15 protein-coding genes are annotated in these 16,268 nt (G+C 60.1%); 1 reads left to right on the forward strand and 14 read right to left on the reverse strand.

Going from position 1 to position 16,268, the window contains the following annotated elements; all coding sequences use genetic code 11:
- Positions 1–7 precede the first annotated feature (7 nt).
- From U1A53_RS07660 to U1A53_RS07700, 9 genes are all read right to left on the reverse strand, one after another.
- Entirely contained in the window at positions 8–370 is a 363-nt protein-coding gene (locus U1A53_RS07660; RefSeq protein ID WP_322280051.1) for a hypothetical protein, read from the reverse strand.
- Between the two features lies 1 nt (position 371).
- Positions 372–1,268 (reverse strand): ThuA domain-containing protein, encoded by an 897-nt coding sequence (locus U1A53_RS07665; protein ID WP_322280053.1) that lies wholly within the window; start codon positions 1,266–1,268, stop codon positions 372–374.
- A gap of 6 nt (positions 1,269–1,274) precedes the next feature.
- On the reverse strand, positions 1,275–2,240 hold the full coding sequence (locus U1A53_RS07670; RefSeq protein ID WP_322280055.1) for a right-handed parallel beta-helix repeat-containing protein: 966 nt from the start codon (positions 2,238–2,240) through the stop codon (positions 1,275–1,277).
- 52 nt (positions 2,241–2,292) lie between these two features.
- Entirely contained in the window at positions 2,293–2,799 is a 507-nt protein-coding gene (locus U1A53_RS07675; protein WP_322280058.1) for an HPP family protein, read from the reverse strand.
- 18 nt (positions 2,800–2,817) lie between these two features.
- Positions 2,818–3,696, reverse strand: coding sequence for a GH25 family lysozyme (locus U1A53_RS07680; RefSeq protein ID WP_322280060.1), 879 nt, complete (start codon positions 3,694–3,696; stop codon positions 2,818–2,820).
- Between the two features lie 10 nt (positions 3,697–3,706).
- Positions 3,707–5,617: a sulfatase gene (locus U1A53_RS07685; protein ID WP_322280062.1), complete on the reverse strand. Its 1,911-nt coding sequence runs from the start codon at positions 5,615–5,617 to the stop codon at positions 3,707–3,709.
- A 72-nt stretch (positions 5,618–5,689) separates the two neighbouring features.
- The gene (locus tag U1A53_RS07690; protein ID WP_322280064.1) at positions 5,690–6,424 is read right to left on the reverse strand and encodes a PaeR7I family type II restriction endonuclease; all 735 of its coding nucleotides are present in this window, start codon (positions 6,422–6,424) and stop codon (positions 5,690–5,692) included.
- Complete coding sequence (locus tag U1A53_RS07695) at positions 6,425–8,113, reverse strand: Eco57I restriction-modification methylase domain-containing protein (RefSeq protein WP_322280066.1); 1,689 nt, start codon at positions 8,111–8,113, stop codon at positions 6,425–6,427. It lies immediately after the preceding gene.
- A 113-nt stretch (positions 8,114–8,226) separates the two neighbouring features.
- A complete protein-coding gene (locus U1A53_RS07700) occupies positions 8,227–9,984 on the reverse strand; it encodes a sulfatase-like hydrolase/transferase (RefSeq protein WP_322280068.1) in 1,758 nt (585 codons plus the stop codon).
- Between the two features lie 110 nt (positions 9,985–10,094).
- Between U1A53_RS07700 and U1A53_RS07705 the strand changes: the two genes are divergently transcribed.
- A complete protein-coding gene (locus U1A53_RS07705; RefSeq protein WP_322280069.1) occupies positions 10,095–10,556 on the forward strand; it encodes a hypothetical protein in 462 nt (153 codons plus the stop codon).
- A gap of 3 nt (positions 10,557–10,559) precedes the next feature.
- Here U1A53_RS07705 and U1A53_RS07710 read toward each other — a convergent pair whose 3' ends face one another.
- The 5 genes from U1A53_RS07710 to U1A53_RS07730 form a co-directional block, all read right to left on the reverse strand.
- Positions 10,560–11,702: a cytochrome P450 gene (locus U1A53_RS07710; RefSeq protein WP_322280070.1), complete on the reverse strand. Its 1,143-nt coding sequence runs from the start codon at positions 11,700–11,702 to the stop codon at positions 10,560–10,562.
- A gap of 66 nt (positions 11,703–11,768) precedes the next feature.
- Positions 11,769–13,094, reverse strand: a complete 1,326-nt coding sequence (locus tag U1A53_RS07715; protein ID WP_322280071.1) for a sulfatase-like hydrolase/transferase — start codon at positions 13,092–13,094, stop codon at positions 11,769–11,771.
- Between the two features lie 4 nt (positions 13,095–13,098).
- On the reverse strand, positions 13,099–13,677 hold the full coding sequence (locus U1A53_RS07720) for a hypothetical protein (protein ID WP_322280072.1): 579 nt from the start codon (positions 13,675–13,677) through the stop codon (positions 13,099–13,101).
- 3 nt (positions 13,678–13,680) lie between these two features.
- Positions 13,681–15,225 carry a sulfatase gene (locus tag U1A53_RS07725; RefSeq protein WP_322280073.1) on the reverse strand — a complete coding sequence of 515 codons (1,545 nt, stop codon included), beginning with the start codon at positions 15,223–15,225 and terminating at the stop codon, positions 13,681–13,683.
- Complete coding sequence (locus tag U1A53_RS07730) at positions 15,222–16,265, reverse strand: hypothetical protein (protein ID WP_322280074.1); 1,044 nt, start codon at positions 16,263–16,265, stop codon at positions 15,222–15,224. Before U1A53_RS07730 ends, U1A53_RS07725 begins: the two co-directional genes overlap by 4 nt.
- Positions 16,266–16,268: the final 3 nt, after the last annotated feature.

Consider the following 16,268-nt stretch of genomic DNA (forward strand, 5'->3'; position numbering starts at 1 on the left):
GAATGACTTACTTACAGATCTCTATAATTTCCGACATTTCACGGCCTGTGGCCGCACCGCCTAAATGGTGAAGGTAACTTTTGATGATCGAACTGAAACGCTTTGCTGCCAACGCATACCAAGGTCGCCTTTGTTCGAGCCACCAAAAGTACACGGTTCGGTCTGGTCTCGTGCTTTGGATGGGATTTGATGCCGCGCACTGCCAGATGATCTTCATATCACTTCGAGTGAACAAGAATGTGCTCGGAGTTGGATCATCCGGGCCAATCAACTCACCTTGGCAGTTGGTGATGAAGATTGATGGGTTGCCAGGCACACAACGAGGAAGCGTACGCAACGCCATTTCTGAAATGGAATAGATCTCTGCCATATCATTTGATTCCCGCTTTCTTTGGCTTCGGGGGCGGCGGCACATAGTCCACGGACACGGGTTGGAATTCCTTCAGATCGAACAGCGTAGTCTGCACACCTTCGGCGGGCACGTTGAGCTTCGCGGTCCAGACGATGGCGTTAAGGATGCAGCGGCGGAGGTCTTCGTTGGTCCAGTTCTTGTAGAAGTGCGGCATCACGATGCCGAAGCCGCGTCCACCATCGGCGCGCTCGACACACCAGGCGACGGTTTCGCGCTTCGGTGCTTCGGGTGGCAGCATAGATGTCGCGATGGCGGTGACGTTTGGCGCGAGCTTGTTCTCGCCTTTGCCGAAGTAGTTGTTGATGTAGGGCTCGTCGTGCAGCGTGAATTCCTTCCAGCCGCGCGTGATGGGATGCTGCGCTGCCGCTGGCGTGATGGTGGCTGCACTGAAAATGCGCGCGAAGGATTCGTGATGCGGACAGGAACGATTGGCGAAGTAGCCGCCGAGCCAGCGTAGCAACGGATGATCGCCTTCAGGCGTGACGTCCTCGCCAAGCAGGCCTGTGGCGTAGTGAACGCACACGATGCCACAGCCGCGCTGCATCATCGCATCGAGATCCGCGAGACTCTGCTGCGGATTCGGGAAGCGCCCAGCGGGAAAGGTGTCACCGATGAACACGACGGTCGATGCGGCATCACGCAGGGCCTTGTCCGGCCACGTCTCGACCACATCGGCTTTCACGCCGGGCACATTTGCCATCGTTTCGACGCAGTGCTTCATCACTCGTCCGCCCGCCGCGACTTCGTGCGATCCCGGTGGATGCTTGCTGGGGCCGACGACGATGAGCACGCGCGCTGGATCGGCGGCGAGAGTCTGCGAGACGATGAACAGCAGAAGGAGGGTGAGACGTTGCATGAGAAATCAGGGTTTGGGTTTAGCGACGAGGTCGTTGATCGGAGGCGCTTCGTGTTCGCCGGTGTTCTCATAGCCAGGCAAATCCTTGCCTCCGTGGCGTTCGATGCGTGACTGCACGTCCGGGTCCCATGCCATGCCGCTGATCTTGAACTGCTCGATCTTGTCTTCCGCCCGCACACCGACCTGTGTGTTGTAGATCGCGCAGTCTTGGATCGTGACTCGAGCGTCCCCGCGTCCTCCGGGGCCACGCGCACGGATGGCGATCTCGTTGTCGTCGAAGACGCAGCGGCTCACCAGCGCCTCGATATGCTCCTTCAGATTCAAAGCGGCACGGTTCTGAATCTGCGAAGGCTGGCTCCAGCCGTGCATGTGGCAATGGCGGATGATGAGCTTGTTGCGTTCGCCATCCGGCATCGTTTTCGAGTCAAAGGCGTTCTCACCCGGACTCTGTCCCGCTTTGAATCCTGGCGCATCCGCCTCCAGCGGCCCGGCCCAGAGATGACAATGCTCAATCGTGAGGCTGCCGCGCGATTTGCGATCTGGATCAAACTGAACACAGTCGCCGGAGATGTGCGAGATGTCGCAATTGCGGATCGTCACATCGCCCCAGCGGCCGGTGATGCCATGCGCGTCGTGCTGATCCTCGAACGTGCCGCTCAGCAGGTGATGGATGCGGCAGTTTTCGATAACGACTCGCGTGCCGAACACACCGACGCCATTACCGCTGCTATTGAAGATCTCGCAATTTCGCAGTGTGACGTCGTCCGCGGTGATTTTGACGATGTTGCCGCCTTTGCCCTGTGCATCGACGCGGAAGTTCTCATACACGCCCGGCCTCGTGATTTCGAGCCGGTGAACGAGCTTCGGATTCTCCAGTGTGCCCACCTTGCCACGGGTGCCGGCAAGTTCTGGCGCGTCGGCGGCGAAGGATGCCGACAGGAAAAGCGTGGCTAGAATTGCGATCGTTTTCATACACTGCTGCTCAACGAAGCGGCAGGCCATGACGTTGCCAGAAAGACCGAGGTTACCAATACTTCGGCCAGCGGGTCTCACGGGTGACGTTGTGGAAGACCAGGGCCACCAACACGAGCAACACGGCCCCAGCGAGCGTCGGGAACAACGCGAAGCCCCATCCCGGCTGCATGAGAAAAACGATCACCGGATTCGAGCCTGCCGGTGGATGCACGGTGCGCGTGAGCATCATCATCGCGATGGCACTGCCGACCGCGAGCGCCACGCTCCACCAGTGCGGACCGCACAGATGCACAAACACCAGCCCGATGAGCGTGCTAAACAAATGTCCGGCGATCACATTCCTCGGCTGGCTGAACGGCACTTCAGGATAGCCAAAGACGAGTACACAGCTCGCGCCGAACGATCCCAGCACGAGTGCGACGTGCAAACTCTGCGCCAGCAATGCGATGACCGCGATGGCGAGAAAGCCGCCGACAAAGGCAAGCGCGACAGATTTGCCCGACGCATGCGGAGGAAGGGCGGCGGAATCGCCGCGAATTTTGGTGAGGAAGTTCATGAGATCTTTTGAAGGTGATCAGCGAAGTCGCAGCCCGTGCTGCTGCCAGAACGCGGCCAGCGCGGCGTGCGAGCCGTGGAAGACGTTTCGCTCGGTCGGGCGGTCGAGATTGCCAAAGAAGGGCGAGAAGCGGTAGCGGCCGTGGTTGTAAACTTTGGGCCGTGAGCGACCACCTTGCCAATCGACACCGCCGTATTGCCACAGCGTCCAATTCGACCACACGTCGTATTGTTTGAGCAGACCGTTCGGATTGCCCGGAGCGGGATACACAGGCCCCGCACCGCTGTCGTGCGCATAAAGGGCGAGCCAGTAAGGCATGCGGCGCAGTTTGGCCTTCGTGGCGGCATCGGCCCGGCTGAGTGTTTGTTTGAGCTGCGTGCTGTTCTCCAGATACGCGACCGGAACGACGCCGGTGCGTGCCTCCACGCGATCCATGAAGCGCACAATGGCCGAGAGCGGCAGATTGCCGTCGAAGTCGCCGCAGAGCAGCAGTGCTGGTGCATTCCAGGACCGACTGCGGGCCAGAGCCATGGCCCGGTTCACGAACTGATCCGCCTGCGCCACCGCATCGACATGCCGCTGCACTCGATAATAGACACCGGGCAGCATTCCCGCCCGATCTGCGGAGGAGAGGAAGTTCGCGCATTTCTCATCAAGGTTCCCGCCTTTGCCCGCACGAGCGATCAGCGCGCTCGCGCCATTCGCGCGCAACGCCGAAACGTCATGCTCCGAGTAGCCACTGCCGTTTCGCTGACGCTCCTTCGGATCGTAGGCCGACACATTGATGATTTGCGGCATGCCCCACGAATGCGGCGGAAGGCCGCCGGGCGTGCTGCCTGGCTGGGGGGCGCATTGTGCGAGGAGGCAGAGGAGCGGGACGAGGATCAGGCGATGCATGGTGCCGCCATCAAAACCCCGTTCGCGTTGGTTTGCCGCCGTTTTTTGAAGCAAGCTCGATCCAGTCGATCTCCACCGGCTGCTCCTGCATCGGCAAATAGAGCCGCACGATGCCGAGCAGGCCTTCGGCGGGCAGTTCGACGGTGATTTCCTCCCAGTCGCCGCCTCGGAGCGTGAAATCGGTTCGCTGCTGTTGGCTACCGACACCGCCAGGCAGCCAGTCGAAGTGGTTGGTGCCGGCTTTGGCCTTGATGCGGAACTTCGCGGTCGTGGGTCCGCTGTGTTTGCCAGCCGAGAAGCCGAGGAAGCACTCGGACCCAATGTTCGTGATGCGCAGGATGCCGTCTTTGACCGACGCTTTGCAATCACGGGCCTTCCAGCCTTGCAGCGCGGGATCGCCATCGTCCTTGCCTTTGGAGGCGGGCTTCGTGGGCGCTTTCGCTTTGCCCTTCGGCTGCTGCTTGCCTTCGAGTTCGGGGCGATATTTCGACGGATCAAACGCTTGATTGGGCACGGGCACGACGGCCTTCGTATCGGAGAGAAACTTCTCGATCATCGCATCGAGTTCAGTGACGAGTTCGGGCTTCTGCGCCGCGAGGTTGTTTTTTTCGCCGAGATCATCCCGCAAGTTGAAGAGCAGATGACGATGCGCGCCCTTTTCGCCGCCGTGGAAGATGCGGATGAGCTTCCAGTCATCGCGATGCACGGAAACACTCGGTGGCAGCCAGTCCGGCACGCCAGGATTGTGTGGGAAGTATTGGAAGACGGCTTTTCCGGCTAGCGCATCGCCCTTCAGCGCGGGAAGAATGCTGTGACCATCAAATCGCTGCCCGTCGGCCGGTTTCAAAGCGAGACCTTCGAGCAGCGTTGGATAGTAGTCCTCGCTTTGAATGATCGCGTCACTGCGACTGCCCGAAGCGGCGATTCCGGGCCACACCACCACACATGGCACCCGCGTGCCGCCTTCAAACATCGTCGCCTTGCCACCGCGCAGCGGGCGATTGCTGGTGGGCGTGGTGCCGTCCACTTCGTTATACATGTTCCCGCCGTTGTCGGCGGTGAAGATGATGATCGTGTTGTCGGCCAGCTTGAGCTTATCGAGCCCATCGAGCAGCGTGCCGATCGCGTCGTCCATGCTCTGGATCATCGCGGCGTAGGTGGGGCTGCGCTGCGCGTCCTTCGGATCAATGCGGGCGCGATGCATCTCGATGTTCGCCTTCTTCGCATCGAAGGGTGCATGCACGCTGAACATCCAGTAGTTCAGGTAAAACGGCTTCGCCTTCTGCTGCTCCATCCACGCCACCGCCTCCACTGCCATGCGGTCCTCAATGTGCTCGCTGGGCGACTTCTCTTTGAAGTTCGCAAACTTCCACGGTGCCACAAAACTGCCCGCAGGCCCCGGCCCCGGATGATGCGGCAGATCGACATCAAAGCCCTGCTGAAGCGGCGAATACGGCTCCGGCCCCAGGTGCCACTTCCCAAAATGCGCCGTCGAATAGCCCGCATCCTTCAGCGTCTCCGCCAGCGTGCGATACTCCGTCTTCAATCGCGTCACCGGATCAGGTTGGATGGCTTTTTGATCCACTGGAGCCTTCTTGCCCGTCGTCGCCTGCAAAACGACCTGCGGCACATGGCAGTTCGGCACCGTGATGCCGGTGCGTGTCGGACTTTGCCCCGTGAGCAAGGCCGACCGCGTCGGCGAGCACAACGGACTCGCCGAATACGCCCGCGTGAAGGTCATCCCCCGCTTCGCCAGCCGCTCGAGGTTCGGAGTCTGGTAAAGTGTCGTCGTGCCATGGAGTGTCGTGTCACTCCAGCCGAGATCGTCGGCGAGAATGACGAGCACGTTCGGCTGCGCCGAAAATGACGAATGCGGAATGACGAATGCCGAAGCAAAGAGGAGGATAAGAGGACGAAGCATCGCGACCTGAAACGTCGTCAGCGGCCAGACATTCCGGCAAAGAGTGTGTCGGATTTGGAGAAGGAACGACCATCATCGAGCTGCGGCAGCAGCGATGTGGCCTGCTAAGGTCGTCACGAAGGCGCTCAGGCTGGTCTGGTCGTTGAAACCCGTGAATGCTCCGTCTTTGATAGCGGTGCGCGGTGAGGCGAGAGTGGTAGCGGCGGTGTAGAGCTGCTCTTGAACCAGGCGTTTGCAGAGAATGTGATAGCGCTCGATGTAGGACGCATCGCGGAAGTCAGGAAAGACGGGGAAGTGCGGTGAGGCATCGCGAACAGGGCTGCGAGAGCTTGGAGCGTCCTCGACGAGCATCAGCCAGCCGAGAAACGGGCGCGGGATGTCGCCGAGAGCGCCTTCACGGTAGGCGGTCCAGAAGTCGTGCGCTGTGCCGATGGATTCTTCAGCGCGGTTGTTGAAGTTGTTGCCAAAGGATGGCCCAACTTGCGATTTGAATTCCAGCGCTGCGACGAGCGTGCCGCGATCAATGATCACCATGTCCCAGAGCTTCGTTGGTCGGAAGTAGCCGGGCAAGCTGAGCGCTTTGCGGTCGAGATGAATCTCCGCGCCCTTTAATCCGTTCGCATGGACGAGATCACGCACCAAGGCGATGAAGCCATTCATGTTTTTGCCAGACGTGACGGCCGCGCGTTCGCCTTGATCGGCTTTGCCGGATGCCGTCTGCTTTTGAACGGCATCATATCGTCCCGTCCAGAAAGTCTTCACCGCAGCTTGAGTGCGAAGTTCGTAGTTGGCGAGATCGAGAGGCATTCAGGTCGCTGGGGTGAGGTGAGTCAGCTCGTCAGGCGTCATGCCATAGATCACAGCCGTTGCATTGAGGATGGCGGAGGCATCCTTGGCTTCCACGGCGGCCAGCAATTGTTTCTGAGTCTTGGTGGGGATGTCAGTCCACTTGGGAAGCCGGATGCGGCGCAAATACTGCGCCTGAAACCGCAGCGCACCCCCGTGCATCTTCGTGGAGTAAGCGCGGACGAACAAATGAGCTAGTCCGGCCATCAGCACGGCTTGAAGCGCTGGCAACGGCCATTCTTTGGACAAGACGAAGTAAAGATTGTGGTGCGGGTAGAGTTTGCCGTCTTCGAGCACGATGTGCGCGTCACCTTTGATGTCAGGAATCAGCAGTTTCGGCTTTTGCGCGAGCGAAGGTGTGATGCGGTCGATGGTGCGATACCAAGAGCCGTTTGCCTTCTGGGCGCAGTGTCGCGCCTTCAGCGTTTTGCCGTGTTTCTCCATGTAAGCGGCAAAGCGTGGATAGCGGGAGAAATCAGCCAGCGAGCCGTCTTCTTCAAAGGGGTTCACCACACCGAGGCCACGCCATTCAACGACGCCCTGCCGCATGTCACGAGTCATCACGAGCGGCAGCTTGCGTTCGTCCTCAACATCCAGCTCATCCATCGGACCGATAAAGACTTTGTCGGCTCCAGTGGCCACGCCGATTCCCACCGAGCATCCAGCTTCTTCCAAGGTCGGAAACTCGGCCTCCAACCGGCGCACAAGCGAGAGCGAGGGCTGCGCATCTGCCTCCAGTAGCCAGGGATCATCTCCGTTAGCGATGCGAGGCATCTCGATCACTGTGCCATTGAAGTTCTTGGGCGATCCGGCGAGTCGTGAATGCAAACCTCTCAGTGCCTCGACAGAAACTTCAGGCCGATGAGCGATGCGACAGCGACCACTGATGCCGCGCCCGATGACGGTGATGGCTGGATAAGCGATGACCTCGCTCTGAAATGCCGCGGTGCCGACCATGTCGATGTAATACTTCAGCGTGAAACCTGTCGAGATCATCTGACGCAGCGGGCCGCCGTAGCGATTCTTCATCCAGCGGTCCGAGCAGATGAATCCAAGCAAACCATCCTTGGAGAGAAGCCGAAGCGATTGCTCAATGAAGGGCACATACAAATCGGCTCGATCATACAGCGTGGTGTAGCGCTTGCGATACTCGGCCAGCATCGGCGCGGCGATCATTTCCTGCCGCACATAAGGCGGATTTCCCACGACGGCATCAAACCTCGCGGTGAATGGCTCCAGCAGGAAGTCGCCGTTGATCAACCATTTGCCCGCCAGCATGATCGCATCGCTTTGGGAGACTCCCGCATCGCGCAGCAGCTCGATCACACGCTCCTTCGTCGCCTCAAAAGTGTCCCGATGCAGTTCAACCGCCCGCACAGCCTCCATGAGGTCTTTGGCAGGTATCCCATCGCTTTTTGCAGCCTCCAGCAATCGGGCCAAAGCGGGCAGCAGAAAGTCCCCCGAGCCAAACGACGGCTCAAGCAGCCGCTTTTGCCAAAGCGGCTTGTCAGAGGTGTATCCCGTCAGATCGAGAATGAAGCCCACCACCTCGGACCGAGTATAAACAACCCCGCGTTCCATGTCGCCGCTCGTCTTCATGCGCTCGACCTCAACCCCCAGGAAAACCTGTGGGGCGAATAGTTCGGGCATGGTCAATGCTGAAGACGAGAAGTGCGACATCGGTGCCTGGAGTGTCTGCGTAAGGCAGTGCCATTGGACTCCGAAAGCGCTGACAGATCAAGATAGGAAAACTTGCCGGACACTCACCGTTCTGTCGCCTTCAATTCAATCCCCTGAAACTCCGCCGCGCCCGCAGGCAAATGCACACGCACATGGATGACGCGGCCAGTGGTGGGGATTTGGAGGGTGTGGGTTTGCCAATCCGAAGTGGCTTGGAGGGGGAAGGTGAGGCGGTTGGAGGGGAGGAAGTCTTTGTCGCCGTCGAGACGCCAGGCGATGGCTCCTTGGCCGGTGGTGGCGGTTTTGAGGGTGAGTTGGGCGGAGACTGGACCGGCGAGCTTGAGCTTGGATTTGGTGATGAAGGTGGGTTTGTCGGCTTTGTCGGGCGTGAGGATGAGAAGGCCGTCTTTGGCAGTGAGCTTGCCGTTTCGGGCTTCCCAGCCGTTGGTTTCGGAGGCGGTGGCTTGGGGTGTTTCAGCACGCGGAGCGATGGTTTTGCCTTCGAGGTAGTGATCGAAGTAATCGTTCCAGGTCGCGGCCATGGTGCCAAGGGCCATGCCGGGTGGATTGAGGCCATCGGCCCAGGTTTTGAGCTTGGTGCGGAGTCGTGTGGCGATTTCCGGGTGCTTCGAGGCGAGGTTGTGCTTCTCCTCGCGGTCGGTGGCGAGGTCGTAGAGGTATTCGCGCTCGCCACCGCGCAGGAGTTTCCAATTTCCCTCGCGGATGGCGCTCTGAGCCATCCAGCGCCAGTAGAGGGCTTCGTGCGGCGGGGCTTTGTTTTCGCTGGTGAGATGCGGGAGGAGGTTCACACCGTCCAAACCACTTCGATTGCCAATCGAAGCTACTTCACAGGCTGTGGCCGCGAAATCGAGGGAGCTGACGGGATGCTCATAGGTTTGACCGCCGGGGATCGTGCCCGGCCAGGCGATGAGGAAGGGCGTGGACATGCCGCCTTCGGCCAGCATGCCTTTTTCGCCGTTGAGCGGGGTGTTGAGGCTGCCATCCCAGCCGCCGGGATCGCCTTTGAGCGGAGAATCAACTTTGTGGATCTTCAGCGGAGCGCCGTTGTCGCCGATGAAGAAGATGAGCGTCTTCTCGGTGAGGTTGTTTTTCTTCAAGGTGCTCGTGATGAGTCCCACGCCGTCGTCGATGGCTGAAAGCATCGCCAGTGCGGCACGGCGTCGCTCCGGCATCTCGCCGGGAAAGCGGTCCATGTAGCTCTGCGGCGCATCCAACGGCGTGTGCGGCGCGCGATAAGCCACATAAAGGAAGAACGGCTGGTTCTTGTAGCGCTCGATGATCGCCGCAGCGGCTTTTGAGCAACCATCAAGATGATACTCCGTCGGCGGCAGATCGCTCATCGGGCGGTCTTGGCCATCGAGCGTGATGTTCGCCGCAAACTTCTGCCCGCCGTGCTGCGAGAAGACATGCTTGAAGCCGTGTCGCGTGATTTCGTTCTGCGGCCCGAGGTGCCATTTGCCGAACTGCGCCGTGGCGTAGCCCGCGTTCTGCAATCGCGTGGCGATGGTGGTCTCCTTATTGAAGCCGTCGAGCGCGGAGCCGTTGTTGTCGAGATTGAAGCGCCCCTGGAAGCGCCCCGTCATCACCCCACCGCGTGAAGGCACACATTGCGGCGCGGTGCTGTAGCCATGCGTCGCCACCACGCCGCTGCGGGCCAACGCATCGAGATGCGGCGTCTGGATGTCCTTCACCACGCCGTGAATGCCGAGATCGGCGTGGCCATGGTCGTCGGTGTAGATGAGGATGATGTTGGGCTTCGCCGGGAACGCGTAGAGCGAAGGGCAGAGGGCGAAGAGGAAGGCAGCTAGCAGTTGACGCATGGTGCAGCGTGAAACGACGGGCAGCGCCGGACATTCCGGCAAAGGATGTGTCTGATCCGGAAAATTCGCCCTTTACGGCCAGCGGGCGATTGTTTTAGCCTCTGGTCGTCATGAATGCGAAACCCGCCTCTCCTGCCACCACGAAGCCCAACGCCGAATTCGCCATCTACAAGCCGAACGGTCGCGGCAATGGCGGTGTGATCCGGTTTGAGTTCAATCGCACCAAGGGCGCGGTTTTCGTCGATGCAGCCACGCAGAGCGGCGAGAAGCAGTTCGACTGGGAACAGAAGATCACCATGAAATGGGGCCTCAACGACCTCGGCAGTGTTTTGGCGACGCTGCAAGGCCGCCAGGAGCAGGCGAAGCTCTTTCACCAGTCCGAAAAGGCCAACAGCGCCTTCGAGCTGACCTGCCGCGACGATCCGCAGAAAGCGCCGTTCTTCATGAGCATGTCCCGTCAGGAAGCCGCGACGAAAAGCGTGAAGAAGGTCACCATCCCCGTCACGCATGCCGAGGGAGCGATTTTGGAGACAGCGCTGCGTGCTGCGATCACTCGGCTGATCGGTTGGTGAGGCTTACAGGGCCGCCATCTTCACCACCAGCGAGTCGTAGCCTAGCGTGCGGTCAAACTTGGCCTCGTGCTCGACACGTTCTTCGGCCTTCACGATGGTGATGCGCTTCACACGGTCGCAGCAGAGCTTTAATAGCGTGCGCAGAATCAGCCGTGCATGAGGCGCGCCGAGACAGAGGTGCGTGCCGAAGCCGAAGCTAAGATGCGGGTTTGGTTTGCGGTCGAGACGGACTTCATCGGACTGCGGGAAGGCTGTTTCGTCAAAGTTCGCCGAGGCCCAGGCAAGCGAGATGCGGTCGCCAGCTTTCACGGTGACACCATTCACATTCGTCTCAGCAGGACAGACGCGGCCGATGTGCGTGAGCGGCATGAAGACACGGAAAAACTCCTCGCTGGCGAGCGTGATGCGCTTGGGATCAGCGCGGAGATATTCGAGCGCCTCAGGATGTTCGGCGAGATAGCCAAGCGCACAGGAGATCGTGTGGATGATGGTGTCGCGACCACCGGCGAAGGCGAGATTGGCGAAGCCCATGCACTCCTCACGCGTGAGCTTGCGACCGCGATAGTCGGCCTTCACCAGCGCGCTGAAGAAGTCCGCTCCGGGACTCGCCTCGGCTTCGTCGAACTTCTGGTGCAGGTAGTCTTCCAGCACCGTGCCTTTCTTAAACTCGCCACCGGTGACTTTGAAAACGTGGATGCCCCAGCCGATCCAGGTGTCCGCTTCGGACTCGGAAGTGTTGAGCAGATACGTCAGCGCCCGCGATTGCACAGGTAGCGCGAACTCGTTCACGATCTCGATGGACTCACACTTCAGCGCCTGCGTGAGCATGCCATCCAGCAGCGCCTCGACCTGCACGATCATGGCGGGATCTTTGGCGCGTTGGAAAAACGGCTCGGCGATCTCGCGATACTCGGTGTGCTCGGGTGGATTTGTCTCGATGGGTAGCTGACGCATGCTGCGCACATCCTCCTCCGATGGAATCGGCACACGGAAGGGCGCGTCGGAGCTGAAGGTCTGCCAGTCTTTCGACGCCTTGCGCACATCCTCGTGGCGGAGAATCATGGTGATGTTTTCGCCGTGAAACGGGCATTGCATCACGCCGGATTCGGCGCGGGCTTCTTTGAAGGGATCGGAAAAGGCGGGCATGGTTGGAGAATGACGAATGCAGAATGGCGAATGACGAAGGGTTCGGCAATCCGCCTGATTTGCTTTTTACTGCTTCTGCCAGGGTGTGCTGCCGCCGCGCTGGATGTGTCGGCTGAGGGCAATGGAGAGTTCATTGAAGATCTTCGGTGCCTTCGTGGCGACGTTGGTCTGCTCCTGCGGGTCGTTCTTGAGGTTGTAGAGCTCCAGCGGGCTGAACGGGTCGTTTTGCATGAGCTTCCAGTCGCCGCGAATGAGCGCCTCGTAGCTTTTGCCGCCGTAGGTTTTCCAGCCTTCGCGACGGACGAAGTAGAGGTCACGCGGCGTGGTGAGCGTGTCGCCTTTGAGGATGGGAACGAGACTCACGGCATCGAGTTCGGACGAGGGCTTGGCTCCGGCGAGTTCGAGGAAGGTGGGGAAGAGGTCGAAGTTAAGTCCCTGGTAATCGCTATGGCTGCCGGGCTTGATTTGCGCAGGCCAGCGCATCAGAAACGGCACCCGCAGGCCGCCGTCGTAGTGATCCTGCTTGCCACCACGCCACGGGTCGTTGTTCTGCGCATGCGGCACGGAGCCGCCGTTGTCCGCGCTGAAGACGACCACGGTGTTGTCTTCCAAACCGACCTCTTTGAGCACCGCGAGCACACTGCCGATGCGATCATCAAGATGCTCGACGAAGGCCACGTTCATCGCCCGCTTTTCATCGAGCTGCGGCGCACGCGCTTTGACCTTCGCCAGCCATTCCGCCGGTGGTTCGATGGGAAAATGCGGCGCGTTGTAAGCGAGGTAGAGGAAGAACGGCTTGTCCTTCGACTTTGACCGCTCGCGCAGGTAATCGCTCGCCCAGTCGGTGAAAATGTCCGTCGCATGGCCCTTCGGATCGACGACCTCGCTGTTGAGCCGCATGTAATTGTTTCCGTGGCGAAGATGCGTCGTGTAGCTGTCCATCATGTCCCCGAGAAAACCGTGGAAGTGGTCAAAGCCGCGCTCGTTCGGTGTGTTCGGCGATTCGAGCCCGAGATGCCACTTCCCGATGATGCCAGTGTGATAGCCAGCTTTTTTGAGTTCATCCGCGATTGTCGGCACACCCGGTTTGAAGTAGCCCCAGGAGCCCTCCGGCTGCGTGCGGATCACGCCCGGCACACCCACGCGATCCGCATAGCGTCCCGTGAGCAATGCCGCGCGTGAAGGCGAGCACACCGTGCAATTCGCCCGCATCGCCGTGAACACCATGCCCTCCTTGCCAATGCGGTCGATGTTCGGCGTCCGCACATCGGACGCGTGATAAGCCGACACATCGCCGTAGCCGTGGTCGTCGGCGAAGATGAGCAGGAAGTTCGGCTGCGCGGCTTGCAGAGCACCGCAGAGAGAGAGAATGGCAACAAGGAGGCGTTTCATGGGTTCAAGGCTTGCCGCTGATCTTGAGCAAACGGATCGAGGCTTTTTGGCCGCCGACGGCAATCCAGCTCCGCGTCTTCGGCGTGGCGAGGAAGGCGTGTTGGGCCTGCAGAGCCAGTTCATTGAGCTGGATGGCGATTTGATCGCCTTTCCATTCGAGGCGCAGCTTGTGCCACACGCCGGATTTCAAATCAGCGGGCAACTTGGCGATTGTGTGACTGGGTTTCACCGAGTCTTCCGCGATACTGATCTGCTTCGGTGAGATGACGAATCGCCCGACATGCTTGAGGCCGTTTGGCGTGTTGCCATCGCAGCCGAGGATGAGGACTTTCGAGCCGTCGAAACGGAACTCGCACTCGATGACACCGGTGTTCCAGCCGACTTGATGCCAGATGACAGCGGAGTGTTTATTTTCCGGTTTTTCGGCGCACACAAGCACGCCGTCCTTTGGTTCGTAAGTGCCATGGGCGATCTTCCACGTGGCATCGAGCGGAGATTTGAAATCCGGTTCGGCGACGATGGGCAGGGTTTCCGCGGCGAAGACAGGGCCGCATATGAGCGCGGCGAGGATGATGAGTTTCATGAATCAGGGAAGTTTGGGTTTCACGGGAGTCGTGCCGCCTTTTTCGACGGGATAGACGGCGTTTTGCGCTTCGAGTCCGGCAATGAGGCCCTGCATGAGACGCTTTAAGTCGGAGGGATTGGTCGTGGCGAGGTTCTTTTGCTCGAAGGGGTCGGCTTTGAGATTGAAAAGCTGGTAGTGGCTGCTTTCGGAGACCTCAGAGGGGAAGTAGTGGTAGATGACCTTCCAGTCGCCATCGCGGAAGGTGGTGAAGTAGTCGGTGCGATGCGGCGCGTGCGGGTAGTGCATGAGGAACTTCTCATCGCGGGTACTGTCAGGCTTGCCGGTGAGCAGGGTGTCGAGCTTCTTGCCATCGATGGTGTGTTGCGCAGGCGATTCGATGCCGGCGAGCTTCAAAATGGTGGGAAACATGTCATACACGGCGGCTTGCTGGCTCTGGATGGCTCCGGCAGCGATGGGCAGGCGCTTTTGATGCGCGTTATCGGCGTTCGGTTTTGCCCAAGCGGCGATGAAGGGCACGCGCATGCCGCCCTCGTAGTGTGAGCCCTTTTTACCACGCAACGGCGCCGCGCAGGCGACGGCGTGTTCGTTGCCGAGCGGTGCATCACTGCCGTTGTCACCGAGGAAGAGGACGAGCGTGTTGTCGGCGATGCCGAGAGCGTCGAGATGATCGAGGACATCGCCGAGCGACTTGTCCATGCCTTCGACGAGGGTGGCGAAGTTTTGCGCCTGCTGCGGCTTACCACTGTTCGCGTAATTCGCGGCGAATCGCGGATCAGATTGATGCGGGCCATGTACGGCATATTGCGCGAAGTAGAGGAAGAAGGGCTTCTCCGCCTTCACTGCATCACTGACATGCGCTTTGGCTTCGACGGTCAGCGCCTCGGTGAGGAAGATGTCCTGGCCGTGGTATTTCTCCAGGCCCGGCACTGCGGAGCCGGTTTTTTTGGCCTTCTTCTTGCCCTTTGGGTTGTCCTGAATACCGCCGAAGTTTTTCAGGCCATAGTAGCTGCCTGGAGCGCCGATGGAGGCTCCGGCGACGTTGATGTCGAAACCGATGGCCTGCGGATTTGCTGCCTCAAACTCTCGCGGTGCGAAGTGTCCTTTGCCGACATGAATGGTGCGATAGCCTGCACCGCTGAGAAGACCGGGCAGCGTGACATCGCCCTTCTTGAGCCCTTTCCAGTTCCAATCGGCGGGGCCCTGCGGTCCGGCGTTGTCGTTGTCAGGATTGATCCAGTTCGTGGTGCGATGACGCGCCGCATTCTGCCCGGTCATGATCGAGATGCGCGTGGGCGAGCACACGCTCATGGCGCAGAAGTTGTTGAAGCGGATGCCGCGTGCTGCGAGCCGTTCCATGTTCGGCGTGCGGTAGTAATCGTTGAGCGGATAACGCTTCGGCTTGTCTGCGGTGTCGGTCAAAAACGGCAGCGAAGTGTCCATCACCCCCATGTCATCGACGAGCATGATGACGATGTTGGGCGGCGATGCGGCGAACGACGGCTGCAAAATGACAAACGACGAAATGAGAATGAGGAGAAGCTTCATGGGGTGGTGGGTTTTGATTCGGTGCCGCTCAACAGCTCGCCGCATTCCGCGAGGGCGAGCACGGCCCAGGCGGTGGCGGAGTTCGAGAGGACGTGATTGGGACGTGAGGTGAACGAGGGCACAAACCAGCGCCCGCTTTCACGCTGATGGGTCTTCAGCCAGTCCAGCGCAGGCCGCAGACGGGCATCGTTGGCGGCGAGTCCGGCCTGACGCAGCACATAGACGATGAAACCAGTCGCATACGCATCGCCGGGACGCTGGAGGTCGAGTTGCAGTTGCTCGAAGGACAGGGTGCCGACGACGAGATTCTCAATCGCCCAACCGCCATCGGGGGCACGCAGAGACAGCAGCCGTTTGATGATGGCATCGCGCAGCGGTTTGTCGGCGAGGCCTTCGATGCGTGTGGAGGCCCACAACTGCATCGCTTTGCCATAGGCGCTCGGCGGCGGATGTTTCGGGACGTAGTCGCGCACGCGGGCCAGCGCTGTTTGTGCGGGGGCGGTGTTTTGAAAATCACCGGGCGCTGAAACGATGTTCAACGCGGCGAGCAGCGTGCCTTCGTATTCACGGATGAAGGCTTTCGGTGCGCCGGGATTCCACGTCCAACCGCCGTCCGGGCGCTGTGTGCCGAGCATTTTTTCCAAGGCCTTGCGTGTGACCGGACGCAGCACTCCACTCGCACGATCTTCCGCCACCAGCGCCATCGAGACGACGACCGGTTCCATCGGATAGCGCAGACCCTTCGCCGGCCAGCGTTGTTCGACCAGTTCGCTCAGCAGCGCGTCATACTCGGCGGGTTGCGGCAGCACGCTGTTCAGCAGGGGCCGCGCGAGGCCATAGTGCATGTTCGCGTGGCATTGGATGCAGCGGTTTTCTTCCTGCCACAGCCGCATCGAAGTGTCGAGCGCCTGCGCCGCCGCGAGCGCGGAGAAACGTTTCGCCAGCGGTTCCTCCGCGTTGGCGGGAGGATTTTGATATGCCTGCTCGGCGGCTGCAACACAGCCGCAGACGAGGCAGAACAGCATGAGAAGGCGCTTCATGGT

It is taken from the genome of Prosthecobacter sp. (assembly GCF_034366625.1).
In the GTDB taxonomy this organism is placed as follows: Bacteria; Verrucomicrobiota; Verrucomicrobiia; order Verrucomicrobiales; family Verrucomicrobiaceae; genus Prosthecobacter.